Below are 23,543 nucleotides of genomic sequence, written 5' to 3'. Positions count from 1 at the left end.
GTGGTGTGACGGGGATTCAGCGCGGGCTCCACGGGCAGATCGTCGAGACGATGGCGCAGCGCATCCTGTCCGGGCAGATCCCACAGGGAGCGACCATCAACGTGCCCGATCTGCAAGCCGATCTCGGGGTGAGCCTGACCGCCGTGCGCGAGGCGTTGAAGGTACTGACCGCGAAGGGGCTCGTCGACGCGCGGCAGAAGCGCGGGACGTTCGTACGGCCGCGGTCGGACTGGCACCTGCTCGACGCGGACATGATCCGCTGGCACCTCGACGACGACGTACGGCCGGAACTGCTCGAGGAACTGCACGAGGTTCGCGGGATCGTCGAGCCGGCCGCGGCCCGGCTGGCCGCCTTGCGTGCCGAGGAATCCCACTTGGTTGCCTTGGACAAGGCCTTGGAATCGATGGCCTCGGCAACTGACGATCGCGCGGCGGTTGCCGCGGATCTCGCCTTCCACCGAGCGTTGCTGGTGGCAACGGGGAACGAGCTGCTGACCAAGATGGAAGTCATCATGGAGACCGGGCTGGCCGATCGCGACCGGCTGGTGCACAAGCTGAAGCCGTCGGACGATCCGGTGCCGAGCCACCGGCGGGTGGTGGACGCCGTACGCGCGCATGATCCATCGGCAGCCGAGTTGGCGATGCGGGAGCTGCTCGCCAAGGCGGCCGAAGACCTGACCGAGGTGCGCAAGTCGGGGCGGCGCCGGTGAAGATCGAGCGCATCGAGACCTTCCTCGTGCCACCCCGCTGGCTGTTCTGCCGGATCGAGACAAGCGATGGCGTGGTCGGCTGGGGCGAACCGGTCGTCGAGGGCCGCGCCGAGGTCGTCCAGACCGCGATCGAGGTACTGTCGGAGTACTTGATCGGCCAAGACCCACTGCAGATCGAGCGGCACTGGCAGGTGCTCTCGAAGGGCGGCTTCTACCGCGGCGGTCCGGTCCTGAGCAGTGCTGTCGCCGGGCTCGACCACGCGTTGTGGGACCTCGCCGGCAAGGTGTACGGCGCTCCGGTCGCCTCGCTGCTCGGTGGACGCGTGCGTGATCGCGTCCGGGTCTACGCCTGGGTCGGCGGGGACGAGCCTGCCGCGGTGGCCGACCAGGTGTTTGAACAGGTCGAGGCGGGGATGACCGCGGTGAAGATGAACGGGAGCGGGCGGATCTCGCCGTCACCGTCAGTTGCCGAGATCAACGACATCGTCGCGCGGCTCGGTGCCGCCCGCGGCGCACTCGGCGATACCCGCGACGTCGCCATCGACTTGCACGGCCGGGTCGGGGTTGCCGGCGCGCGGCGGATTCTGCGCGCTGTCGAAGATCTGCAGCCGCTGTTCGTCGAAGAGCCGGTGTTGCCTGAGCACATGGCTCACCTCGCCGAGGTGGTCAGCACATCGACCGTTCCGGTCGCTCTCGGCGAACGGCTCTATCATCGGGCCGACTTCTTGGCGCCGTTGAATGCGGGTGTCGCGGTGGTGCAGCCTGACGTGTCCCATGCGGGTGGGATCTCCGAGCTGCGCCGGATCGCCGTACTGGCCGATACGCACGGAGCGATGGTCGCGCCGCACTGTCCCCTGGGGCCTATCTCGCTCGCAGCCAGTCTGCAGGTCGCGTTCGCTACGCCGAACTTCCTCATCCAGGAGCAGAGCCGCGGCATCCACTACAACGTCGCCAGCGACCTCACGTCGTACGTGACGGATCCCGCGCCCTTCACTTGGGTCAACGGCCACGCGGAGTGGAATCCCTTGCCTGGCTTGGGAGTCACGGTAGACGAAGCAGCCGTCCGCGCCGCCGCCAAGACCGGTCACGCCTGGCGCAACCCGGTCTGGACCCACGAAGACGGCTCCTTCGCCGAATGGTGATGGGGTTACCCGAGGGGCAGATCGAGTACGACGTTCGGCACCGTCGTGGTGTTGGTTGTGCGGATGCTGTTGATCTCGGTCGCGGTCAGGGCTCGTTTGTAGATGCGCACCTCGTCCATCGAGCCGTCGAAGTGATGCGCTCCGTCCAGCCGCTGGCCGACGTACATCTTGAAGGGTCGGGCCGGGCTGACCGAGCCGGTCGGCGCGGTAACGGATGCGGCCTGGGTGCCGTCGACCCAGATCGACAGGGTGCCGGCCTTGCGTTGCAGGGCGACGTGGTGCCACGCGTTGTCGTTATAGGCCTTGGTCGTCGCGACGGCGGCGGTGTTGCCGGTGGTTGTGATCAAACCGCGGATGCGGCTGTCCGCGGGTTCGGCGCGCAGCCAGAACTGCGAGAACTCGTTGATCCCGTAGCCCCAGAAGATGGCCTGGTTCGCCGTACTCGCGCCGTACTTGATCCACGCCATCGCGGTGAAATCACCTGCGCCGACCGCGAGCGACTCGGCGAACGGCAGCTGGATCGCATCGTCGACTCCATCGAGATCGCGCGCCTGCCCGTACTTCCCGGTGACCGCGGTGGTGCCACCACGGAGGTAGCTGTTGTTGCCGAGGCCGGAGACGTCAGGCGTGGTGGTCCCGAGCGGCGCGTCCGGGTGACCGATGTCGGTCTCGGTGAACCGCGCGAACCGGATTTGATCACGCGCGTCGACCGAGCCGCCTTCGTACAGCAGCCCGATCTCACCGGTGTCCAGGATCGCCATGTCGGAGTAACCCGACCAGTCGCTCGTGATTCTCGTGCCGTCGGCAACCGACTGCCAGGTCTTGCCCTCGTCGAAGCTGGACCGGATCGTCATGTACCGGCGCCGGTCCGGATCGGCCGGCGCGGCGAACAGAATCCGGTTGTACTTGTCGCCTCGGTCAACTGCCCTGAGGCGTTGCAACGAACCCTGCACCACCGGGGTGGTCAGTCCGGAAATCGTTGCGTACGGCGCCGTGTACGTCTCACCGCCATCGTTGCTGACCGCAAACATCCGGCTCGCACCGGAGCTTCCACCGTTGTTGCGGGCACCGGCATAGATGCCGCCGTCAACCTTCTCGACCACGCTGATCTCCTGCGGCACGGCGCCATCCGTCCGGACGTCTGTCGCACCCTTGTGCCAGGTCGCGCCGTGGTCGTCGCTGTAGACAAGCTGGCCAGCCTGACCACCGTCACCGTTGTCGTAGTTGGTGCCGGCAACCAGCCGGCCGGCGTGCGCACCGCGAGTCAGTTGAATGCCATGCACCGGGCCGGTCGCATACCAACCCCAGGCCGGATCGTCGATTTGATCACCGATATTTCTCGCCGTACTCCAGGTCCTGCCGTCGTCATCACTGAACTGCACGTACGGCGTCCTCGGCCGGCTTGTCGTACCGGGATCCATTGTGGTGAGCAACACGATCCGGCCGGTCTCGTAGTCGACGATCGGCGCCGGGTTGCCGCGGGTGGCGACGGCGTTCGGGTCAGCATCGGTGCCGGACAGCACGGTCTGCGCCGCCGACCACGTACGCCCGTCATCGTCAGACCGGCGCATCACCAGATCGATCTCCTGCGAGTCAGCACACCAGGCGCGGCGGGCTTCGGCGAAGGCGAGCAGCGTGCCTGCTTTGGTCTTGACGATGGCGGGGATCCGGTAGCAGCCGTAGCCGGCATCCCCCTTGTTGAAGAGCACGGTCTGGGTGATGGCGGTCGGCTGCATCTCGTCCTGGGCCATCTCGTTCTGGGCCATCTCGTTCTGGGCCGCAGACGCGGGTACAGCCGGTATGAGGAGACTGAGGGCGATGAGGAGCGGAAGTGGTTTAGGCATGGGCGGATGCCTCCAAGGAAACTGAAAGTAAACAACGGGGCGGGTTGTTCGATAGGTAATTTATCCACCTCGCCACCGTCCAAAACGCGGCACATCGGACGTCCTATGTCTTTATCGATCCAATAGCGTGGACCCCTGAGGAGGAACCCATGGATCTGCTTCCCGAACTGCGGGCCCGCAAGCTGCTCGCCATCATCCGCGCGGACGGCGCCGACCGCGCCCTTGAATGCATCCGCACCCTGGTCGACGCGGGCATCACCGCGCTCGAGGTCTCGCTCACTACGCCCGACGGAGTCGACGCCATCGCCACCGCGCGGAAGGAATACGACCCGAGCATCCTGATCGGCGCGGGTACCGTCGTCACCGCTGCCCAAGCGGACGAGGTCGCGGCCGCCGGCGCCGGCTTCGCCGTCACCCCGGCGATCACCCGCGGCGCCCACCGCAGCGTCGAGCTCGGCCTGCCTCTCCTCTGCGGCGCCCTCACCCCCACCGAGGTAGTCGCCGCGCTCGACCTCGGCGCCACCGCCGTCAAGATCTTCCCCGCCAAGGTCTACGGCCCCGGCTACCTCCGCGAACTCCTGGCCCCGCTCCCCGGCACCCCACTCATCGCCGTCGGCGGCGTAGACGCCCAAACCGCCCCCGAATACCTAGCCGCCGGCGCCCTGGCAGTAGGCGTAGCCTCCCCCCTCCTAGGCAACGCCGCCACTGGCGGCCCCCAGTCGGAGTTGGCCACCCGAGCCGCAACCTTCCTCAAAGCAGTCGAATAGGCCTGCCCGTGACCGCCCTGCAACGCACCAGCCAACGCCCGCTCAACCCGTAGCGCGGGCGGTCCGCCGGCGAACTAACCTCCGACCAACCAACCGCCGCTGCCTCATAGGCACTGGACTCGCACCACGGAGCACATGGATGACCGACCTCCTGACCATCGGCGAAACGATGGTTTCCTTGCGGACTGCTCGGGCGATGCGGCTGGGCGGGGATGCTCATTTGTCGATCGCCGGTTCCGAGAGCAACGTCGCGATCGGACTTAGCCGGCTGGGGCATCGGGCCGCGTGGGTAGGAGCTGTGGGCAACGACGAGCCGGGGCGGCTGATCCAGCGGACGCTCAAGGCCGAGGGCGTCGACACGAGCTGGCTGCGATTCTCGGACGAGTCGTTCACCGGGTTCATCGCGTTCGACCAGCCGTCGCACGACATCACCCGGGTCAGCTACCACCGTCGCGGCTCGGCCGGTTCCACTCTCACCAGCGCGGAGTGCCTCGCCGCTCTGGAGGCGTCCACGCCACGACTCCTCCACGTCACCGGCATCACCCCCGCGCTCTCCGACTCCGCCCGCGCCGCGATCCTGGACGTCGTACGAGCCGCTGCGGATTCCGGCGTACGGGCGTCTCTGGACGTGAACTACCGCGCTCGCCTCTGGTCGCGAGCCGAAGGGGCTAGTGCGTTGCGTGAGCTACTTCCCTTCGTACGCACGGTTTTCGCGTCCGACGACGAGCTCGACATCCTTACCGACGCCACCGAGCCGGTCCGCGAACTACTTGCCAACGGCATCGATGAGGTCGTCGTCACCGCCGGCGGCAAGGGCGCCTGGGCCCACTCAGCGGCCGGCGTCATCCACCGCCCCGCCCTTCCCGTCACTGTCGTCGACAGCATCGGCGCCGGCGACGCCTTCGTCTCCGGCTACCTCTCCGCCAGCCTCGACGATCTCTCCCCCGAATCCCGCCTGGACCGCGCCACCACCTCCGGCGCCTTCTGCGTCACCGCCACCGGCGACTGGGAATCCCTCCCCACCCGAGACGACCTGACCCTCCTCTCCCACTCCCACGGCACCGCCCTCCGCTGAATCGGTACCGAACGACAGCCACCGCTAACAGCCCGAAATCCCCGGCGGACACAGCGGTTTGCGCACAACGGTGCGCAAGGACAGGAGGTAGTCCACCTCAAGGTGCCCGCTGAGCGTGGGTCCGGCGTATGCCGCGTCCCGGATCACCACTACCTCCTATCCCTTGGTCCCCGACGCACCCCATGGCGGATCGGGCGGCCTGCACCAGGCAACAGGCCGCCGGACCGGCCAACGGGTAGTACTCCCGTTGGCGTCACCGCGAGCTGCCGCAACGCGGCGTGCGGCTTCACTGGCCCGGGACTACTACCCGTCCTTCGGTACGCCGACCGACACCCAAGGGCAGATGAGAGCACCATCCCCGCGTCAGTCGGCTCGGGGCAGCCGCGGAACCTGCAGGGGCCGGGAGGGTTGCAGTTGACACTGTGTGAGGTTGGACAGTGAGGGTGTCATGGTGAACATCGGAGAATTTGCTCGGCTCGGCGGGGTGTCGACGCGCATGCTGCGGCACTACGACGCCATCGGCGTACTCAAGCCTGCTCACGTCGACCCACACAGCAACAGACGCTCGTACGACGTAGCACAACTGCCGACGCTGAACCGTCTGATCGCCCTCAAGGGACTCGGCTTCAGCCTGGACGAGATCGGCCAACTGCTCGGCGAAGGCGTGGATCCCGCGGAGATGAAGGGGATGCTGCGGCTGCGGCAGGCTGAGTTCGAACGGCGGGTGCGGCACGATCGCCACGTGCTCGACCGAGTCACAGCGAGACTCCGACTGATCGAGCAGGAGAACCGCATGAACGCCCAGATCGAAACCAAGCAAGCCGACGCAGTGACCATCGCGGCCCTCACGGCCACCGCCCAAGACGCGAGTCCCCAGAGCACCGGCCACGTGCTGCGCACCCTGTTCGAGCAGGTCATCGAGCGGATGGAAGCCGTCAACGCCGACCGAACCACACCGATCGCCCGCTACGTCTCAGTCGCCGGCAGCCCACACGTCGAGATCATCGCGGGCTACGCCGTCGACGCGGTCCCCGGCCTCGAGACCCAATCCCTGCCAGCCGTCGAGGTCGCCTCAACCATTCACGAGGGCCCGGTCGCCGGCATCGCCACCGCCTACCAAGACCTGGCCCACTGGGCCGAAGCCAACGGCCACCACCCCCTGCTCGAGTCCCCCCGCTGGCGCCACCACTTCCTCGAAGCAAACGGCAACGACGAATCCCACTGGATCATCGAACTCCAGCTAGAACTCACCTAGCTGTCCCTCGCCGACGACCTCACACCCTCGACTGGTTGCTCCAAGCAATGGATAGCTTTGTCACTGGGGATGCGGGGCAACCGCTAGGCGGATCTGCTGCACTCACCAAGCTCACACGCCGGTCGGCAACGCTCCACCACTCGGCGCCGTGCGGCTCGCCGTGCTGCTTGGTGAGTGTCACAGGTCCGGCCGGCGGACGCCCAGACCATCACAATCGCCGGTGCCGACGCCGTCCGTCGGCGGGAAGTCGCCGAATTCGCACCGTTGTGATGGCCTGGCGGTCCACCTGACTACGAGAGCAGGTCGGGGTCTGACTCCAGCTCCTTCTCGGGATCCAGCGGCAGGACGATCTTGAAGCGGGTGTCGCCGGGCTGGGATTCGACGCGGAGGTCGCCGTGATGTTTCTTGACCACGATGCGCCAGGAGATGTCGAGGCCGAGGCCGGTGCCCTCACCGATGGGCTTCGTGGTGAAGAAGGGTTCGAAGATGCGGCGGCGGATCTCCGGTGGGATACCCGGGCCGGTGTCGCCGATCTCGACAACGGCGTACGCGCCGTCCTTGCGGGTCCGGATCGTCAGCGTGCCCGATCCGCCCATCGCGCTGACTGCGTTGTCGATGATGTTCGTCCACACCTGGTTGAGCTCGGCGGCGTACGCCGGGATCGCGGGCAGGTCGGGATCGAAGTCCTTCACCACTTCCAGGCCCTGCAGCTTGCCCGACATCATCACCAGCGTCGACTTCAGCAGCTCGCGCAGATCGACGACCTGGTACGGCGCTCTGTCGATCTGCGAGTACTGCTTCGCGGCGCCGACCAGCGTGGAGATCCGGGTGACCGAGTCGTCGATCTCGTTCATCAGCGACTCGGTGTCGATCGTGTACATCAGCCAGCGCACCGCGCCTTCGAGGTACTTCGGACCGACCGCGGTCAGCACCTCTTCCATCCACGGCACATCCAGACCGGCCGCGGCGAGCACTGGCGCGACGTCCCAACTGGCTTGGACGTCATGGTCGTCGAGCCAGTCGGTCAGCGCGTCCTCGCGGTCGGACAACTCCATCGGCGGAATGTCCTTGTCCTTGTTCTTGTCCAGCCGCTCGACCGCGTCGTCCTGCAGCGCGACGATCTGGTGCAGTTTCGTCGCGTCAAGGGTGCCGTCGGCGAGCATCGCCAACTTCGACCGCATCCCGGAAACTCGCTGCCGCAGCGTTGCCGCGGCCCGGACCGCCGCCGCGGCCGGGTTGTTCAACTCATGGGTGAGGCCGGCCGACAAGGAGCCCAGGGCAAGCAACCGCTCGCGCTCCCCCAGGGTCTCGTTGGTACGGCGCATACCCATCACAAAGCCCTCGATGAGGTGCACCGCCATCGGGAACCAGGTGTTCATCATCGTCGCCATCGTCTCGGCGCTGATGACGAAGAACTCCGACGGCTGGATCACCTGCATCGTTGCCGTGTACGACTTGTGGTCGATCGCACCGAAGAAGGCGTTGAACGCACCCGCGTACACGCCGCGCTGGCTGGTCCGGTTGATCTCGACCAGCTCGCCGTGGGACAGCTTGCACAGCCGGAGCTCGCCGGACAGCAGCACGTAACAGCAGGTCGCCTCATCGCCCTCGTTGAACACGGTTCCGTCGTGCACCGACTCGACGTACCCGGCCTCGGACAGCCAGTTCAGCTGCTCCTCGGTCAGGCTCTCGAACAGGAACAGCGTGCGCAGCTCGTCCGGCGGCAGCCGCCGCGGCTCCTCGGTGTGGACAGTCATCAGAGCATCTCCAGGTATCGGTGCACCAGTGTCACGGCCATCGCTCCGTCGCCGACCGCGGAGGCGACCCGCTTCACCGACTCGGCCCGTACGTCGCCGGCGGCGAACACGCCCGGCATGCTCGTCTCCAGGTGGTACGGCTCCCGCTCCAGCGTCCAGCCCGGCGGCTTGCCGTGCAGGTCCGGGCCGGTGAGCACGAAGCCGCGCTCGTCGCGAAGCAGGTCACCCGGCAGCCAGTCCGTCCGCGGCGCCGCACCGATGAACACGAACATCCACTCCGTGTCCACCTCACGGCTCTCACCGGTCGCACTGTTGTGCAGGATTGCCCGTTCGAGGTGGTCCGAGCCCTTGCAGGAGACCACCTGCGTACAGGTGTGGACCTCGATGTTGTCGATCTCGTCGATCTGATTGATCAGGTACGACGACATCGTGGCCGTCAACGATGGTCCTCTTACCAGCATATGCACGCGTTTGGCATGTTTCGAGAAATAGACCGCGGCCTGGCCGGCTGAGTTCGCGCCGCCGATGATGTAGACCTCCTGGCCGGCACAGCTCGGCCCTTCGGTCGTCGCCGAGCCGTAGTAGATGCCGCGGCCGCACAGGTCGTCGACACCGGGCGCTTCGAGCGTCCGGTACGAGACGCCGGTCGCCAGGATCACCGAGTGCGACGAGATCTCACTGCCGTCGGAGAACCGCAACCGACGAGCGGATCCCAGCGTCTCCAGCCCGACCACCTCCCGCGCGGTCAGCAGCTCCGCGCCGAACCGAACCGCCTGCCGCCGGGCCCGATCGGTCAGCTGAGCGCCCGAGACGCCGTCCGGGAAGCCCAGATAGTTCTCGATCCGGCTCGACTGACCGGCCTGACCACCGGTCGCCAACTGCTCGACCAAGACGGTCCGGAGGCCCTCACTCGCGCCGTACACGGCAGCACCGAGGCCGGCGGGTCCGCCGCCGACCACGACCAGGTCGTAGAAGTCCTTCGCCGGGGCGGTGGAGAGCCCGACCTTGTCGGCCAGCTCGGACTCGGTCGGCGCGACCATGACCGTGCCGTCGGGCGTGATGATCACCGGGAGGGTCGAACCGTCCAACCCGGCCGCTTCCAGCAATCGCTTGCTTTCCTCCTCGTCGACGCCGTACCAGCGATAAGGCACGGCGTTGCGCGCGAGGAAGTCGCGGGCCGCGAACGACGGCGCCGACCAGCGGTGACCGATCACCCGGGTCTCGTCGGTCGACGGCTCCGGGGTCGATTTCCACAGGTCGAGCATCGCGTCGACCACCGGATAGAGCTTCTCCTCCGGTGGATTCCACGGCTTCAGCAGGTAGTGGTCGAGGTCAACCACGTTGATGGCCTGGATGGCCGCGTCGGTGTCGGCGTACGCCGTGAGCAGCACACGCCGAGCCAACGGGAACAAATCCATCGCGGCTTCGAGGAACTCGATGCCGGACATTTGTGGCATCCGGTAGTCGGCGAGCAGCAGCGCCACCGGCTCGCCGCGCAGCTTGAGCTCGCGGAGGGCATCCAGCGCCTGCCCTGGATTCTCCGCCCGGACAATGCGGTGCTCCTCGCCGTACCGGCGGCGCAGATCACGGGCGATCGACCGGGACACCCCCGGATCGTCGTCCACGGTGAGAATCACCGGTCGGGTCGTTGACGCTGTCATGCCTCCTTCATACCAGCGCGGGCCCACAAAGCGGCACCGGAAATCCACAGGACCCGCGCGGTTGGCCGAGGTCTCATGGGCCGCAGCTCAGGCAGGGCCAGAGCTGACCGCAGCGTGAACACAGCCCATCCGCACTCGGCGCAGGCAGCCACACCGCACCCAACTGGTCGTCTGCTGGTACGGCGATCGGCGGTGTGCCCTGGTCGACCAGCGGACGCGCGGGTGGCGTGGCGCTGGGGAACCAGTGCACCTGAGTGCGCCCGCCGGCGCCGTGGACGGCCAGCAGGGCTTCGATGCCGCCGTCCCAGCTGGAGGTGCTTGGCCAGCGGCCGCGCCACCGGACGGCGACTGTGCCGTCGGACCACTCCACACCTTCGGCCAGCGTGCCTGCGCCGCGCATGTCTGAGGTGCCGCTCACACCGGAGACATCGGTGTGGCGTACCAACCGGAAGAGACGGGCCTGCCGCTGCATCGTGTTCACCTCTGCAGCTTGGCCCGGCACACGCTGCCCACAACAGGTGTGGTCTGTGGGCTACCTGAACAGCCCACACTGCCTTTGGCTATTGGGTTCTGACGGGTTTTGTCGGTGAGGGCTTGTAGCTTTCACTGTGCGCACCGCAACCACCAGGCGTGACGAGTGAGCGGGCCCTGACCGGCCCAGTGACAACGGGGAGGATGCTGTGGCTGAGGCAGCGTTCGGCGTGCAGTTGAGGCAGTCCAGGCAGGCGGCCGCCTTGAGTCTGCGGCAGTTGGCAGTGCGGGTCGGCTACGACCACAGCTATCTGTCCCAGGTGGAGCGTGGCCAGCGGCCCGGTTCTGCGGATCTGGCCCGCCTGTGCGACCGGGAGCTCGGCACCGGCGACAAGCTGACCGCCAGCTACGCGGAGATGCACCGCAAGCCAGAGCCTCCCGCGGACCCGCTGGAAGCCGCCTGGCTCGCGCTGACCAGTGCCTACGACGTGCGGCCGGCCGAGGAGCTCGGCGCCGCGCGCGACATCCCGCCGGCTCAGCTGCTGCCGGAGCTCGTCGCAGAGGTCCAGTTGCTGCAGGGGCAGCGCTCGACCGGCACCGCGGTTCGGTCGGCGCAACTGTGTGTGCTCATCGCGGAGACGTTGACCGGGCTCGGCCAGTTGGGTACGGCGAGGCGGTGGTGGCGCGCGGCTCGAGTCGCCGCGGACAGCTCGGGCGAGGCGTGGGTTCGCAGCGTGGTTCGGGCCAGGGAAGCGGTCAGCGGGCTGGCCGAGCGGCGCGACCCGACGGAGTTGCTCGAGCTGGCCGACGAAGCACTAGAGCTCACCAAGCCGCCGCTGGCCGACGGAGCCGCACAGAGGCCGGTTGCGACGCGGCCCGGCTGCGTTGTGCAGGCGCAAGCTGCTCGGGCCCGGGTGCTTGCCGAGCTGGGGCGTGCCGCCGAGGCGCACCAGACCCTGCAGCAGCTGCTGGGCGTCGCCGATGAGTTGCCCTTGGCAAGTACGACGGGCGCGCAGCTGAGCGACCTGACGGCGTACGAGGCGCGGTGGGCTGAAGGGCAAGTCTGCGCCAGCCTCGGGTACGGCGCTGCCGGGTGCGTGCTGCTGGCGCGGGCGCTCGAGCTGTGTCCTGCCGGGTGGCTGGCTGAGCGGGCTGGAGTGGAGCTGGGGCTGGCGGAGTGCCTTGTGGTGGACGGAGAGATCGCAGCCGGCCTGTCTCTGGCAATGCGGGTGCTGGTCGAGCTGCCCGACGAGTGGCACACCTATTACTTGTACGACGCGGCTGAGCGCGTACTGAGCGTCGTACGGGGGAAGGCGGCTGGGGCGTGGGAGTTGCAGGCGCTGCTGGGACGGCGCGCGTACCTGGGCAACCGGAGTGTGGGCAGTGGGTCGAGGAACGAAGGAAGGCAGGGGTAGCGTGCCCTGGGTGACAGGTGAACAGCGGGGAACGACAGTGACGGACGCGTGGGACTTCGCAGTCGAGCTGCGGAGCGATCCGGCGACGGCGGAGGCCCGGGCGGCTGCGCTGGCGAAGCCGGGGTTCGGGCAGGTGTTCACGGACCACATGGTCGTGGCTCCGTGGACGGCGGAACGCGGGTGGCATGACGCGCGAGTGACGGCGTACGCGCCGCTCAAGGTCAGCCCGGCTGCCGCCGTACTGCATTACTCGCAGGAGATCTTCGAGGGCCTCAAGGCCTACCGGCACGCGGACGGGTCGGTCTGGTCGTTCCGGCCCGAGCGCAACGCCGCACGGTTCACCAAGAGTGCGGAGCGACTGGCGCTGCCGCAGCTGCCGGAGGAGGAGTTCGTCTCCGCTCTGCGCGCGCTCGTGACGGTAGACGAGCCCTGGGTGCCGTCTGCCGACAGCGGCGAGACCAGCCTGTACTTGCGGCCCTACCTGATCGCCACGGAGGCTGCGCTGAGCGTCCGGCCTGCCCGTGAGGTGCTGTTCGGCGTCATCGCGTCTCCCGCCGGTCCGTACTTCGCTACTGGCCCCAAGCCGGTCTCCATCTGGCTGACGACCTCCACCGTCCGTGCGACGCCAGGCGGGACGGGAGCCGCCAAGTGCGGCGGCAACTACGCAGCCAGCCTGGCCGGCTTGGCCGAGGCAGTAGCCAACGGCTGCGACCAGGTCGCTTTCGTCGACGCAGTCGAGCACAAGTGGCTCGAAGAGATCGGCAGCATGAACCTGTTCTTCGTGTACGCCGATGGCCGCATCGCCACGCCAGAGTTGTCCGGCTCCATCCTGGAGGGGGTCACCCGGGCCTCGGTGATCGAGCTGGCGGCCGATCTCGGGCACACAGTCGAGGAGCGGAGGGTCTCCGCGGACGAGTGGAAGGACGGCGTCCGCAGCGGCGAGATCACCGAAGTGTTCGCCTCGGGGACCGCCGCCGTCATCACGCCGATCGGCCGGCTGGCCTGGCCGGACGGCGACCTGACCATCGGCGACCACTCCGTCGACCACGGGGTCGGCCCGGTCACCAAGTCGATCCGCTCGACGCTCCTGGACCTCCAGTACGGGCGCATCCCCGACTCCCGGAGCTGGCTGACCCGGCTCGCCTGACCTCACCTTGCTCAAGGCAACCTTTCGAAGAGGCGTGCGTCACGTCGGCCGCGCGACCGGCTCAATCGGCCTGATCGCCTGATTACAGTTGGCGCGCTCTCCGGCCGAGGAGGACGAGGGAAGTGACCAGGCCGGCACCGTCGTCGTCGGCGTACCGCAGGGCAAGGACGCGCAGCTGATCGTGACCTTCGCCGGGGTGGACCAGACCGTCTCCTTCACCACCGGTGAGCGGACCTCGAAGACGGCCGCGACCTACTACCGGTCCAAGAGCACCGCAGACCTGACCGGCACGTACGGCCCGCACCGGGTGGTCAAGGGAGACTTCGGTCTCGAGCACCAGACCCACTTCACCAAGGTGACGGTTCTGCCCTCCGCCGACGGCCTCGGGTGGGCGAAATCGGGCACGATGTGGGTCGCCGTCGGGACCGAAGGCTCCGACGTGCGTACGAATCTCCCCGGCACGAGGGACTACTTCTACTCGAGTCCGGTGTCTTCTCCACGCACCGCGCAGCTCGTGGACGCCCGGAGCCACAGCTTCGCCCTGGCCGGGAAACTGGTGACCACAATGTCCTCCGAAGGCGATCTGGTGTTCCAGGTGCCCGAGACGACCCGTTCTGTCACCCTGCGGTATGCGCCGACGGCCACCTTCGCGGTCACGAGGGTCTGGTCGTCACAAGCGAACCCGACCGGCGGCACGGTGACGCTGCCCTCGATGACGGTGAAGGTCGATCTGCCGCAGTAACAAGATCGTCGCCGGGTTGATGCCGGTTGTCCCCGGCGGCGGTTAAGTTGGCAGCATGGCTGAGTCCAAGGGGAAGTCTCCAGCGATCGAACTCGAGGTCGGCGGGCGGACGGTGCGGATCTCGAATCCGGACCGGGTGTACTTCCCCGCGCGCGGGGAGACGAAGCTCGACCTGGTCAACTACTACGTGTCCGTCGGCGACGGGATCGTCAACGCGTTGCGCGAGCGGCCGTGCATGATGCACCGGTTCCCGGAAGGCGTCGCCGGCGAGAAGGTGCACCAGAAGCGGCTGCCACATGGCGCGCCGCCGTGGATGGAGACCGTGCGGGTCAAGTTCCCGCGCTACAACCGAACCGCCGACGAGCTCTGCGTCACCGAGATCGCGCACGTGGCCTGGGCGGTGCAGATGTCGACCGTCGAGTTCCACCCCTGGAATTCGCGCCGTGCCGACACCGAGAAGCCGGACGAGTGGCGGATCGACCTCGACCCGATGCCGGATTGCCCGTTCAATCGTGTACGTCGAGTCGCGCACGTCGTACACGAAGTCCTGGACGAGCTCGGCGCGGTCGGCTACCCGAAGACGTCTGGTGGCAAAGGCATCCACATCTACGTCCGCGTGGAGCCGTCGTACGGATTCTCCGACGTACGACGGGCTGCCCTGGCGTTCGCGCGGGAAGTCGAGCGGCGTGCACCGGATGACGTGACGACGACGTGGTGGCGGAAGGATCGGGATCCGAAGAAGCTGTTCGTCGATTTCAATCAGAACGCGCGGGACCACACGATCGCGGCAGCGTACTCGGTCCGCGGGAACCCCGAAGGCACCGTTTCCACACCGATCCGGTGGGACGAGATCGACGACGTGGATCCGAAGGCGTTCACGATCGAGACGGTGCCGGCGCGATTCGCCGAGCTGGGCGACCTGCACGAGACGATCGACGACAACGTCTACTCCCTCGACACCCTGATGGAATGGGCCGCCCGCGACGAACGCGAAGGCGCCGAAGAACCACCCCCGCCAGAGGAGTAGGCCCGCCCTCGGACGAGTAGGCCCGCCGGACCTGCACCACTCATCAACCCACGCCGTCGGCCCCTGCCAGCCCACGGCCAAGCGCGGCGGATCGGCATCAGGCGCCGTTGGTGAGTGCCACAGGTCCGGGGTGGCGGACGTCCAGGCCATCACAATCGCGGAGCTCGGGCGTGCGCCCGCGGGAGGTCCGTGCCCTGCAGCCCGTTGTGATGGCCTGGCGGTCCGGCCCGCAGCCAGTCCGCGCACCGGCCAAGTCCGCGGCACCGCCGCAGTCCGCCGTACAGGCTGGGTCCGCCGTACAGGCTGAGGCCGCCGTACGGCGAGCTGCTACGACCGGCCGGTCAGGCCGTGGTGGAGGAGGTTGGTGAGGAGGTCGATGGCGTCGTTGTCGGGGATGGTCTGGCCGTCGGCCGGGTTGACCACCAGCCAGGTGTAGGCGAAGCCCTCCATCAGGGCGTTCATCGCCGAGATGACCGGGATCGGATCGGCCGGCGGGTTCGGCAGGTGGGCGAGGTGCTCGATCATGTGCTGGTCGTCGTCGGCCATGATCCGCTGCAATCGGCGACCGAGCTCCGGGTCGACCATCGCGGCCTGTTTCACCGCGACCATCTCCGGCAGATGCGCCTGGTAGAAACCCCAGAACGCGGCGACATGCCAGCGGATCGCTGAGATCTTGCTGAAGTCCGCGTCGTGACCGGCGACGTCGACGACCGCCTCGTCCGCCGCCGCGAGCATGTCCTTCAGGAGTTGCTCGAGCAGTTCCTCCTTGCTCGCGAAGTGGTTGTAGAACGACCCCGTCGCCCGGCCCGCGGCCGCGGTGATGTCGGTGATCTTCGTGTTCAGGTACCCGCGCTCGGCGAACACCTCCCGCGCGGCCTGCTTCAGCGCCGCCTCGGTCCCCGCCGCCCGCTCCCGGCGGCTCACCGTGTCAGTCACCCGAATCCCTCCTTGACACCGCACCCTAGCGAGGTTCATAGTGAATCCACATTCAGTGAATCAGAATTCAGTCAAGGAGACAAGAGATGAGCGTCCTCATCGCAGGTGCCGGCCCGACCGGCCTCACGCTGGCGATCGACCTGGCTCGGCGTGGCATCGCCGTACGTCTGATCGACAAGGCGACGGAGTACTTCAACGGCTCGCGGGGCGACGGACTGCAGCCGCGGACGCTCGAGGTGTTCGAGGATCTCGGCGTACTCGACGAGGTGCTCGCGCAGGGCCGCTCAATGCCGCTGATGAAGATCTACCTCGACGGCACGCTGGCGATGGAACGCCGGATGGCCGAGCCCGTCGAGCCCACCCCGGACGTCCCGTACCCGAACGCCTGGATGCTCGGTCAGTCCCGCACCGAGAAGATCCTCCGCGACAAGCTGGCCGAGTACGGCGTACGCGTCGAACTCAACACCGAGATCGTCGGCTTCACCCAGAACGCCGACGCCGTGACGGCCGAGCTCTCGACCGGCGAGACGGTCGACGTGGACTACCTGGTCGGCGCGGACGGCGGTCGCAGCTTCGTTCGGAAGCACCTCGGGATCGCGTTCGAGGGTACGACGGATGAGTCGATCCGGACTCTGCTCGGCGACGTCGCGGCGGACGGGCTGGACCACGAGTACGGCTACTGGTTCGCTTCCAAGGGCAACCCGATGGCGGGGATCGCGATGACGCCGCTCTCGGGTGGCGACCAGTTCCAGTTCGGCGCGCCGCTCGACGGCGAAGACGCCGACACGTCGATCGAGGGCCTGCAGGAGCTCGTCGACAAGTACGCCGGACCGGGCGTGGCGAAGCTGCGCGATCTGACCTGGTCGACGGTGTGGCGGCCGAATGTCCGGTTGGCCGAGCGGTTCCGGGTCGGGCGCGTCTTCATCGCGGGCGACGCCGCCCACGTGCACCCGCCGACCGGCGGCCAGGGCCTGAACACCGGCGTCCAGGACGCGTACAACCTCGGCTGGAAGCTGGCCGACGGACGCGAGGAGGTACTCGCGACCTACGAGAGCGAGCGCCATACGAACGCCGCCCGCGTGCTCGGGATCAGCGAGGAACTGATGCAGAAGCACGTCGACGGCGACGAGTCCGCGATGGAGCGTGGCGAGAACACCCGCCAACTCGACGTCTCCTACCGCGACCTGTCCGACACCCGCCCGATCGCCCCCGGCGACCGCGCCCCCGACGCCCCACTGGTCGATGCCGCCGGCAACAACCTCCGCCTCTTCGATTTCTTCCGCGGCCCTCACTTCACCTTGCTGCGCTTCAACCCGACCACGCCGTCCACCGGTGACCATACGATTGACGTCGTACGACGGGACGCTTCGGACGGGACCTGTGCGTCGCCCGAAGCCTTCGCCCACTACCACGCGTCAGACGGCGCGGAAATCCTCATCCGCCCCGACGGCTACCTCGCATAAGCCTGATCGCCCACCTTGAGCACGAGCCAACCACTCCTCGACCCAGAACATGGTTGGCCAGTGCTCAAGGTGGGTCTTCGTCGACCGTTCCCGGGCAGCGGATCATGCGGTGTGGGCGATTTGTTCTTGGATCTTGAATTCGAGGCCGTCGGCGGTGGCCAGGTAGACGTCTTGGTCGACGAGGTTGCCGTCGAGGCGCATCAGGCCTCGGGGGCTGTCGTAGAAGTGGCCGGTGGGGAGGGCGGCGGTCATCGCGATCGATCCGCTCACCTCGCCGAGGCGGGCGAGGAAGCGGATCGCCTCATAGCAGGATTCGCCGACCGCGTTGAGGGCCGGCGCCCAGCGGCCGAAGCGGGCGTAGTACTGCTTGGCGAACTCGCCGCTCTCGACCGTCTGCAGACCGTCGAAGTAGGCCGCGGCGGCGTACATGTTGTCGTTGGCTCCCGCGCCGGCACCGAGCAGAGTGTTCTCCTCGATCGCCGGGCTCAGGCGCAGGAGCTTGTCGCTGAGACCTCGGCGGGCGAACTGGCGATTGAAATGTACGGCGTCCTGACCCATCAGGAGCATGATCACGCCGTCGGCCCTTGCATCGCTCAGGTCGTTGAGGACGCTTTGGAAGTCCGACGTGCCGAGCGGGATGTACGCCGACTGGACGATCTCGGAAGCCGTTCCCTGTAAGGCCTCCTGAGCCACCGAACCGGTGACTCGCGGATAGACATAGTCGTTGCCGACGACAACCCAGCGGCGAGCGCCGTGATGTTCGCGGAGCCAATGGGTTGCCGGGAGCAACTGGTTGACCGGCCGCTCGCCGAGCATGAACACACCCGGCGTGTCGTCGCTGCCCTCGTGCATCGCGGCGAAGGCGTAGACCACGCGACCGCCGATCCGCTTGGTCAAGGCGACGCGTACGGCGGAGATGTGCCAGCCGGCGACCGCGTCGACCCGGCCGGTGTCGACCAGGCGACCGACCTCCTCGGCGACGACCTCGGGCGCCCGGCCGGCGTCAACCTGAACAAGCTCGATCTGACGTCCAGCGATGCCGTTGCGGGCATTGAGTTGCTCAACGGCGAGCTGACCGCAGGCAAGACAAGAGGGCCCGTAAATCCCGGTAGGCCCCTGCAACGGCACCACAAACGCGATGGACACCACGTCAGTTCGCCGCACAAGCACCTCCTCCACTCAGACCGCCGCATTCCAGCCGCGGTACGCCGCATGCGGTCGTCGTACCGGTCGAGCGTCGTACAGTCGCGTTCTGCGGCACAGGCGTCGTACCACTTGCTGAGACGACCACCCACCGGCAGTCTGCCCAGTGTGGCTCAAGCTGAGGCGAATGTCCGAGTGCTGGGTTATATTTCCCAGCACCTACGACCGGGAGGAGTGCGGATGCCGTCCAGCCTGCTCCTGCTGCTCAAGCAGGCCGAGCGCCGGATCGAGCTCGGTCTGCAGCCGCTGCTCGACGAGTTCGGGCTGTCCGTCGAGCAGTGGCGGGTGATGCTGGCGCTGCACGAGGAGCCGGGGCAGCCGATGTCGGTACTCGCGGAGTCCGCCGTACTGCCGCCAGCCAGCCTGACCCGGCACGTGGACAAGCTGGTCGAGCGCGGTCTGGTCCTGCGCCGTATCCACCCGGACGACAAGCGGCGGATCGTGACCGCCCTCTCCCCCGTCGGCGCGACCGTCGCGGAACGGATCGCGACCGCCCAGCGATCGCTCGAGGCCGATCTCGGGGATTACTTCCAGATGGAAATACACGAACGTAGCGGATCGGCAACACGGCGGTAACACCGCGTTCCTAGGTTCCTTCCATTCGGGTGCATCCACCCCGGCAGCGTCGCCGGGCTCGCCGGAGCACCCACCGCCCGAAGGTGCCGCAGGAGTTCCGCATGACCGTTGAACCCTCGATCGACCACCGCACCACCGCAGCGACTCAAACCACCGCCACCCGCGAGACGCTGGAGGACTACACCCTCCGATTCGCGCCACGTAGTTACCGCAAATGGTCGACCGGCGTCGTGGCCGTCTCGGCCCTCGGCGGCATCGCCTACCTCGCCGACTTCGCGATCGGCGCGAACATCGGCATCTCCTACGGCACCACGAACGCGCTGTGGGGAATCGCGATCTTCGCCGTGGTGATCTTCGCGACCGGCCTGCCGCTCGCGTACTACGCCGCCCGGTACAACATCGACCTCGACCTCATCACTCGCGGCAGCGGCTTCGGGTACTACGGCTCGGTCGTGACGAACGTGATCTTCGCGTCGTTCACCTTCATCTTCTTCGCCCTCGAAGGCTCGATCATGGCGCAGGGTCTCGAGCTCGGGCTGCATGTTCCGCTGTGGCTCGGGTACGCCGTCTCGACACTGGTGATCTTTCCGCTGGTGATCTACGGCATGAAGGTGCTGTCGACGCTGCAGGTGTGGACGACTCCGCTGTGGCTGATCCTGATGGTGCTGCCCTTTGTCTATCTGGTTGTTTCGCACCCTTCTTCGGTCTCGACGTTCTTTGACTACGGTCCCGACGCCGACCTCGGCTCGATGCTCCTCGCCGCCGGTGTGTGCCTGTCGCTGATCGCGCAGATCGCCGAGCAGATCGACTACCTGCGGTTCATGCCGCCGAAGACGCCGGAGAACTCGCGGCGCTGGTGGACCGCCATGCTGCTGGCCGGACCGGGCTGGGTGATCTTCGGCGCTATCAAGCAGGTGATCGGGCTGTTCCTGGCCGTCTACATCATCGCCAACGTTGCCGATTCCTCCGCGATCGCGAACCAGCCGGTGCATCAGTTCCTGGAGATCTACAACGGGTTCCTGCCGGGGTGGCTGGCGATGACGCTGGCCGTCGTGCTGGTGGTGATCAGCCAGGTGAAGATCAACGTCACCAACGCGTACTCCGGTTCGCTCGCGTGGACCAACTCGTACACGCGACTGACTCGGCACTACCCCGGGCGGCTCGTGTTCCTGGGCTTCAACCTGGTGATCGCGCTGGTGCTGATGGAGGCAAACATGTTCGACTTCCTCAACACCATCCTCGGCTTCTACGCCAACTGCGGGATGGCGTGGATCGTGGTCGTTGCCTCCGACATCGTCTTCAACAAGTACCTGCTGAAGCTGTCGCCTCGCGAGCCAGAGTTCAGGCGCGGGATGCTATATGCCGTCAACCCGGTCGGCTTCGTCTCGATGGCCGCGGCCGCCGGTGTCTCGATCCTGGTCTTCTTCGGCGGCCTCGGCGACACGATCAAGCCGTACTCACCGCTGGTCGCGATCGGCCTCGCGTTGGTGCTGCCGTCGATCCTCGCCGTTGTTACTCGCGGTAAGTACTACCTCCGCCGTACCGACGACGGCCTCGACCTGCCGATGTACGACGAACACGGCAACCCGTCGGGCGCCGTACTCACGTGTCACGTGTGCCGGCAGGACTACGAGCGGCCCGACATGACCGCGTGCGAGACCCACGACGCGGCCGTCTGCTCGCTCTGCCTCAGCACCGACAAGGTCGCCGACCACGTCCTCCCGGCGGCACCGTGAACTTCACCCCGTCCGAAACCGAGAAGCTGCTGCTCTCCGTGGCCGGCATGGTCGCCCGCGACCGGCTGGCCCGGGGAGTCCGGCTCAACCACCCGGAAGCCGTCGCCCTACTCAGCACCTGGGTGATCGAGCGAGCCCGCGAAGGCGCCCGCGTCACCGACCTGATGGAACGCGGCCGCACCGTCCTCACCCGCGACGACGTCATGCCCGGCGTCGCGGAACTGCTGACGGACGTGCAAGTAGAAGCAACCTTCCCCGACGGCCGCAAACTCGTGACTATCCACAGCCCAATAATTTAAGGAAGAATCGATGACGGGCGACGTTAGACTTAGCAATGAAGGTCAGGGGGCGCAGGCAGCAGCCAACCCGGCCGCCACCCCCGGGCCAGGCGCCGTACGGGTCGCACTCGGCACGATCGAGCTCAACGCCGACCGCACCGAGGACGAACGCCTCAGCCTCGTGATCGTCAACACCGGCGACCGCCCCGTGCAGATCGGCTCGCACCTGCACCTCCCCGACGCCAACACCGCCCTCGCCTTCGACCGCGAAGCAGCCCAGGGCTTCCGCCTCGACATCCCGTCCGGCACCTCGCAGCGCTTCGAACCAGGAGCGTCCCGCGAGGTACACCTGGTAGCGCTCAAGGGCAACCGCCGAGTCCCAGGCATCCAGCTAAAGCCCGCGCCGACAGGCGAGGTCGACCATGGTTGAGATTTCGCGGGCTGCTTATGCGGCGTTGTATGGGCCGACGGTTGGAGATCAGGTTCGGTTGGGGGATACGGATCTGTGGATCGAGGTGGAGCAGGACCTCACGGTCGGGGGTGAGGAGGTTGTGTTCGGCGGGGGGAAGTCGATCCGGGAGTCGATGGGGCAGGGTACGACGACCCGCGCGGAAGGTGCGCCGGACACGGTGATCACCAACGTGCTGGTGCTCGACTGGTGGGGCATCGTACGCGCGGACGTCGGGATCCGGGACGGGCACATCGTCGCGCTCGGCCGCGCCGGGAACCCGGACATCGCCGACGGCGTGCACCCGGACCTGCGGATCGGCCCGTCGACGGATGTGATCGCCGGCGAGGGCAGGATCCTGACCGCGGGTGCCATCGATTCCCACGTGCACCTGCTCTCGCCGTCGCAACTGCACGAAGCGATCGCCACCGGCATCACCACGATCGTCGGCGGCGGGACCGGGCCGAGCGAAGGTTCGAAGGCGACCACCGTGACGCCGGGTGCGTGGCACCTCGAGCAGATGCACCGGAGCCTCGACGCATACCCGATCAACGTGCTGCTGCTCGGCAAGGGCAACACGGTGAGCATGGAAGCTCTCGCGGAGCAGGCACTTGCGGGCGCCGCCGGTTACAAGGTCCACGAGGACTGGGGATCCACGCCGGCCGCGATCGACGCGTCGCTCAGAGCCGCGGACGAGTGGGGGCTGCAGGTCGCCCTGCACGCCGACAGCCTGAACGAGGCCGGGTTCGTCGAATCGACCCTCAACGCCATCGCGGGCCGCGGGATTCACGCGTTCCACGTCGAGGGCGCGGGTGGTGGTCACGCGCCGGACATCCTGTCGATCGCGTCGTACGCGCATGTCATCCCTGGCTCGACCAACCCGACACTGCCGCACACCGTCAACACCGTCGCCGAGCACCTCGACATGCTGATGGTCTGCCACCACCTGAGCCCCGACGTGCCGGAGGATCTCGCGTTTGCCGAGTCGCGGATCCGGGCGACGACGATCGCGGCCGAGGACATCCTGCACGACCTGGGCGCGTTGTCCGTCACCTCATCGGACGCGCAGGCGATGGGCCGGATCGGCGAGGTGATCACCCGTACCTGGCAGGTCGCCCATGTGATGAAGCATCGCCGTGGTGCCCTCGGCAACGACCTGCCGGCCGACAACGAACGCGCTCGGCGGTACGTCGCCAAGTACACGATCAACCCGGCTGTTGCCCACGGCATCGATCATGTTGTCGGCTCGGTGGAGGCGGGCAAGCTGGCGGATCTCGCGCTGTGGGATCCGCGGTACTTCGGGGTGCGCCCGAGCGTGGTGATCAAGGGCGGCACGATTGCGTGGGCCGCGCTGGGCGATCCGAACGCGTCGATCCCGACACCGCAACCGGTGCTGATGCGACCGGCGTTCGGCGATGCGATCGGTGCGGATCTGTCGTTCACATTCGTCTCCCCCGCTGCGCTCGACAACGGTCTCGCCGAGCGATTGCGCCTGCGCCGACGACTGGCCGCCGTACGACCGACGCGGGAGATCAGCAAGGCGGACATGAAGAACAACAGTGCACTGCCGAGTATCGACATCGACCCGGAAACGTTTGCTATCAAGGTCGACGGCGACCTGGTCGAACCGTCCCCGGCCGAGGTGCTGCCACTCGCCCAGCTCTATGCGATGTTCTGATGAACTCGCCTGAGGTAGTCGCCTTGATGCTGGCCGATGGTCGGTTGCCCACCGGCGGGCACACCCAGTCGGCCGGTCTCGAGCCGGCCGTCCGGGCCGGATTGGGTGCCGACGGCAAGCAACTCGGTGATGTTGCCTCGTACGCCCGGGATCGCCTTCGCACCATCGTCCGCGTCGAAGCAGCCACCGCCGTCGTCGCCCGCCATGTCGTC

The 23,543-nt window shown here is 67.4% G+C and carries 22 protein-coding genes; 15 read left to right on the top strand and 7 right to left on the bottom strand.

The window, feature by feature from the left end:
* The first annotated feature begins 5 nt into the window (after positions 1-5).
* Both EV646_RS23335 and dgoD read left to right on the top strand, forming a co-directional pair.
* The gene (locus EV646_RS23335) at positions 6-710 is read left to right on the top strand and encodes a FadR/GntR family transcriptional regulator (RefSeq protein ID WP_132151975.1); all 705 of its coding nucleotides are present in this window, start codon (positions 6-8) and stop codon (positions 708-710) included.
* Entirely contained in the window at positions 707-1,852 is a 1,146-nt protein-coding gene (gene dgoD, locus EV646_RS23330; protein ID WP_132151973.1) for a galactonate dehydratase, read from the top strand. Before EV646_RS23335 ends, dgoD begins: the two co-directional genes overlap by 4 nt.
* Positions 1,853-1,857: 5 nt before the next feature.
* On the opposite strand, the gene EV646_RS23325 is transcribed toward dgoD, so the two are convergent.
* Positions 1,858-3,696, bottom strand: coding sequence for a sialidase family protein (locus EV646_RS23325; protein ID WP_132151971.1), 1,839 nt, complete (start codon positions 3,694-3,696; stop codon positions 1,858-1,860).
* A 149-nt stretch (positions 3,697-3,845) separates the two neighbouring features.
* Between EV646_RS23325 and EV646_RS23320 the strand changes: the two genes are divergently transcribed.
* The 3 genes from EV646_RS23320 to EV646_RS23310 all read left to right on the top strand — a co-directional run bounded on the left by EV646_RS23320 (position 3,846) and on the right by EV646_RS23310 (position 6,793).
* Complete coding sequence (locus EV646_RS23320) at positions 3,846-4,463, top strand: bifunctional 4-hydroxy-2-oxoglutarate aldolase/2-dehydro-3-deoxy-phosphogluconate aldolase (RefSeq protein WP_132151969.1); 618 nt, start codon at positions 3,846-3,848, stop codon at positions 4,461-4,463.
* A 139-nt stretch (positions 4,464-4,602) separates the two neighbouring features.
* Entirely contained in the window at positions 4,603-5,538 is a 936-nt protein-coding gene (locus tag EV646_RS23315; protein WP_132151967.1) for a sugar kinase, read from the top strand.
* A 451-nt stretch (positions 5,539-5,989) separates the two neighbouring features.
* Entirely contained in the window at positions 5,990-6,793 is an 804-nt protein-coding gene (locus EV646_RS23310; RefSeq protein WP_206752045.1) for a MerR family transcriptional regulator, read from the top strand.
* 290 nt (positions 6,794-7,083) lie between these two features.
* On the opposite strand, the gene EV646_RS23305 is transcribed toward EV646_RS23310, so the two are convergent.
* The 3 genes from EV646_RS23305 to EV646_RS39440 all read right to left on the bottom strand — a co-directional run bounded on the left by EV646_RS23305 (position 7,084) and on the right by EV646_RS39440 (position 10,683).
* Entirely contained in the window at positions 7,084-8,550 is a 1,467-nt protein-coding gene (locus EV646_RS23305; RefSeq protein ID WP_132151963.1) for an ATP-binding protein, read from the bottom strand.
* The gene (locus EV646_RS23300; RefSeq protein WP_132151961.1) at positions 8,550-10,211 is read right to left on the bottom strand and encodes an FAD-dependent oxidoreductase; all 1,662 of its coding nucleotides are present in this window, start codon (positions 10,209-10,211) and stop codon (positions 8,550-8,552) included. The genes EV646_RS23305 and EV646_RS23300 overlap by 1 nt, the downstream gene beginning before the upstream one ends.
* Before the next feature lie 73 nt (positions 10,212-10,284).
* Entirely contained in the window at positions 10,285-10,683 is a 399-nt protein-coding gene (locus EV646_RS39440; RefSeq protein ID WP_422386725.1) for a hypothetical protein, read from the bottom strand.
* 208 nt (positions 10,684-10,891) lie between these two features.
* On the opposite strand from EV646_RS39440, the gene EV646_RS23290 reads away from it, so the two are divergent.
* The 4 genes from EV646_RS23290 (at position 10,892) to ligD (ending at position 15,013) form a co-directional block, all read left to right on the top strand.
* Complete coding sequence (locus tag EV646_RS23290; protein WP_132151959.1) at positions 10,892-12,097, top strand: helix-turn-helix domain-containing protein; 1,206 nt, start codon at positions 10,892-10,894, stop codon at positions 12,095-12,097.
* Position 12,098: 1 nt separating this feature from the next.
* Complete coding sequence (locus EV646_RS23285) at positions 12,099-13,244, top strand: branched-chain amino acid aminotransferase (protein ID WP_132151957.1); 1,146 nt, start codon at positions 12,099-12,101, stop codon at positions 13,242-13,244.
* An 88-nt stretch (positions 13,245-13,332) separates the two neighbouring features.
* Positions 13,333-13,986, top strand: a complete 654-nt coding sequence (locus EV646_RS23280; protein WP_132151955.1) for a hypothetical protein — start codon at positions 13,333-13,335, stop codon at positions 13,984-13,986.
* 55 nt (positions 13,987-14,041) lie between these two features.
* Complete coding sequence (ligD, locus tag EV646_RS23275; protein WP_132151953.1) at positions 14,042-15,013, top strand: non-homologous end-joining DNA ligase; 972 nt, start codon at positions 14,042-14,044, stop codon at positions 15,011-15,013.
* 327 nt (positions 15,014-15,340) lie between these two features.
* On the opposite strand, the gene EV646_RS23270 is transcribed toward ligD, so the two are convergent.
* Positions 15,341-15,949 (bottom strand): TetR/AcrR family transcriptional regulator, encoded by a 609-nt coding sequence (locus tag EV646_RS23270; RefSeq protein ID WP_199237138.1) that lies wholly within the window; start codon positions 15,947-15,949, stop codon positions 15,341-15,343.
* Between the two features lie 86 nt (positions 15,950-16,035).
* Between EV646_RS23270 and EV646_RS23265 the strand changes: the two genes are divergently transcribed.
* Positions 16,036-17,412 carry an FAD-dependent monooxygenase gene (locus EV646_RS23265; RefSeq protein ID WP_132151949.1) on the top strand — a complete coding sequence of 459 codons (1,377 nt, stop codon included), beginning with the start codon at positions 16,036-16,038 and terminating at the stop codon, positions 17,410-17,412.
* 102 nt (positions 17,413-17,514) lie between these two features.
* Here EV646_RS23265 and EV646_RS23260 read toward each other — a convergent pair whose 3' ends face one another.
* On the bottom strand, positions 17,515-18,576 hold the full coding sequence (locus EV646_RS23260; RefSeq protein WP_241996273.1) for a substrate-binding domain-containing protein: 1,062 nt from the start codon (positions 18,574-18,576) through the stop codon (positions 17,515-17,517).
* Positions 18,577-18,795: 219 nt separating this feature from the next.
* On the opposite strand from EV646_RS23260, the gene EV646_RS23255 reads away from it, so the two are divergent.
* The 5 genes from EV646_RS23255 to EV646_RS23235 all read left to right on the top strand — a co-directional run bounded on the left by EV646_RS23255 (position 18,796) and on the right by EV646_RS23235 (position 23,331).
* Positions 18,796-19,191: a MarR family winged helix-turn-helix transcriptional regulator gene (locus EV646_RS23255; protein ID WP_132151947.1), complete on the top strand. Its 396-nt coding sequence runs from the start codon at positions 18,796-18,798 to the stop codon at positions 19,189-19,191.
* A gap of 101 nt (positions 19,192-19,292) precedes the next feature.
* The gene (locus EV646_RS23250) at positions 19,293-20,927 is read left to right on the top strand and encodes a purine-cytosine permease family protein (protein WP_132151945.1); all 1,635 of its coding nucleotides are present in this window, start codon (positions 19,293-19,295) and stop codon (positions 20,925-20,927) included.
* Positions 20,924-21,226, top strand: a complete 303-nt coding sequence (locus EV646_RS23245) for an urease subunit gamma (RefSeq protein ID WP_132151943.1) — start codon at positions 20,924-20,926, stop codon at positions 21,224-21,226. The genes EV646_RS23250 and EV646_RS23245 overlap by 4 nt, the downstream gene beginning before the upstream one ends.
* A 10-nt stretch (positions 21,227-21,236) precedes the next feature.
* Positions 21,237-21,635, top strand: a complete 399-nt coding sequence (gene ureB / locus EV646_RS23240) for an urease subunit beta (RefSeq protein WP_132151941.1) — start codon at positions 21,237-21,239, stop codon at positions 21,633-21,635.
* Complete coding sequence (locus EV646_RS23235; protein ID WP_132151939.1) at positions 21,628-23,331, top strand: urease subunit alpha; 1,704 nt, start codon at positions 21,628-21,630, stop codon at positions 23,329-23,331. The genes ureB and EV646_RS23235 overlap by 8 nt, the downstream gene beginning before the upstream one ends.
* On the opposite strand, the gene EV646_RS38935 is transcribed toward EV646_RS23235, so the two are convergent.
* The gene (locus tag EV646_RS38935) at positions 23,316-23,537 is read right to left on the bottom strand and encodes a hypothetical protein (RefSeq protein ID WP_158291003.1); all 222 of its coding nucleotides are present in this window, start codon (positions 23,535-23,537) and stop codon (positions 23,316-23,318) included. The genes EV646_RS23235 and EV646_RS38935 overlap by 16 nt on opposite strands.
* Positions 23,538-23,543: the final 6 nt, after the last annotated feature.

Origin of the sequence: Kribbella antiqua, assembly GCF_004345665.1 — a bacterium.
Classification (GTDB): Bacteria; Actinomycetota; Actinomycetes; order Propionibacteriales; family Kribbellaceae; genus Kribbella; species Kribbella antiqua.
The sequence above is the reverse complement of the archived record's forward strand: the minus strand, read 5'-3'. Positions and strand labels throughout refer to the sequence as shown.

Excerpts from the sequence above, each read along its gene's own strand:
- EV646_RS23325 (WP_132151971.1), bottom strand. The coding sequence starts at position 3,696 with ATGCCTAAACCACTTCCGCTCCTCATCGCCCTCAGTCTCCTCATACCG.
- EV646_RS23320 (WP_132151969.1), top strand. The coding sequence starts at position 3,846 with ATGGATCTGCTTCCCGAACTGCGGGCCCGCAAGCTGCTCGCCATCATC.
- EV646_RS23315 (WP_132151967.1), top strand. The coding sequence starts at position 4,603 with ATGACCGACCTCCTGACCATCGGCGAAACGATGGTTTCCTTGCGGACT.
- EV646_RS23305 (WP_132151963.1), bottom strand. The coding sequence starts at position 8,550 with ATGACTGTCCACACCGAGGAGCCGCGGCGGCTGCCGCCGGACGAGCTG.
- EV646_RS23300 (WP_132151961.1), bottom strand. The coding sequence starts at position 10,211 with ATGACAGCGTCAACGACCCGACCGGTGATTCTCACCGTGGACGACGAT.
- EV646_RS39440 (WP_422386725.1), bottom strand. The coding sequence starts at position 10,683 with ATGCAGCGGCAGGCCCGTCTCTTCCGGTTGGTACGCCACACCGATGTC.
- ligD (WP_132151953.1), top strand. The coding sequence starts at position 14,042 with ATGGCTGAGTCCAAGGGGAAGTCTCCAGCGATCGAACTCGAGGTCGGC.
- EV646_RS23265 (WP_132151949.1), top strand. The coding sequence starts at position 16,036 with ATGAGCGTCCTCATCGCAGGTGCCGGCCCGACCGGCCTCACGCTGGCG.
- EV646_RS23255 (WP_132151947.1), top strand. The coding sequence starts at position 18,796 with ATGCCGTCCAGCCTGCTCCTGCTGCTCAAGCAGGCCGAGCGCCGGATC.
- EV646_RS23250 (WP_132151945.1), top strand. The coding sequence starts at position 19,293 with ATGACCGTTGAACCCTCGATCGACCACCGCACCACCGCAGCGACTCAA.
- ureB (WP_132151941.1), top strand. The coding sequence starts at position 21,237 with ATGACGGGCGACGTTAGACTTAGCAATGAAGGTCAGGGGGCGCAGGCA.
- EV646_RS23235 (WP_132151939.1), top strand. The coding sequence starts at position 21,628 with ATGGTTGAGATTTCGCGGGCTGCTTATGCGGCGTTGTATGGGCCGACG.
- EV646_RS38935 (WP_158291003.1), bottom strand. The coding sequence starts at position 23,537 with ATGGCGGGCGACGACGGCGGTGGCTGCTTCGACGCGGACGATGGTGCG.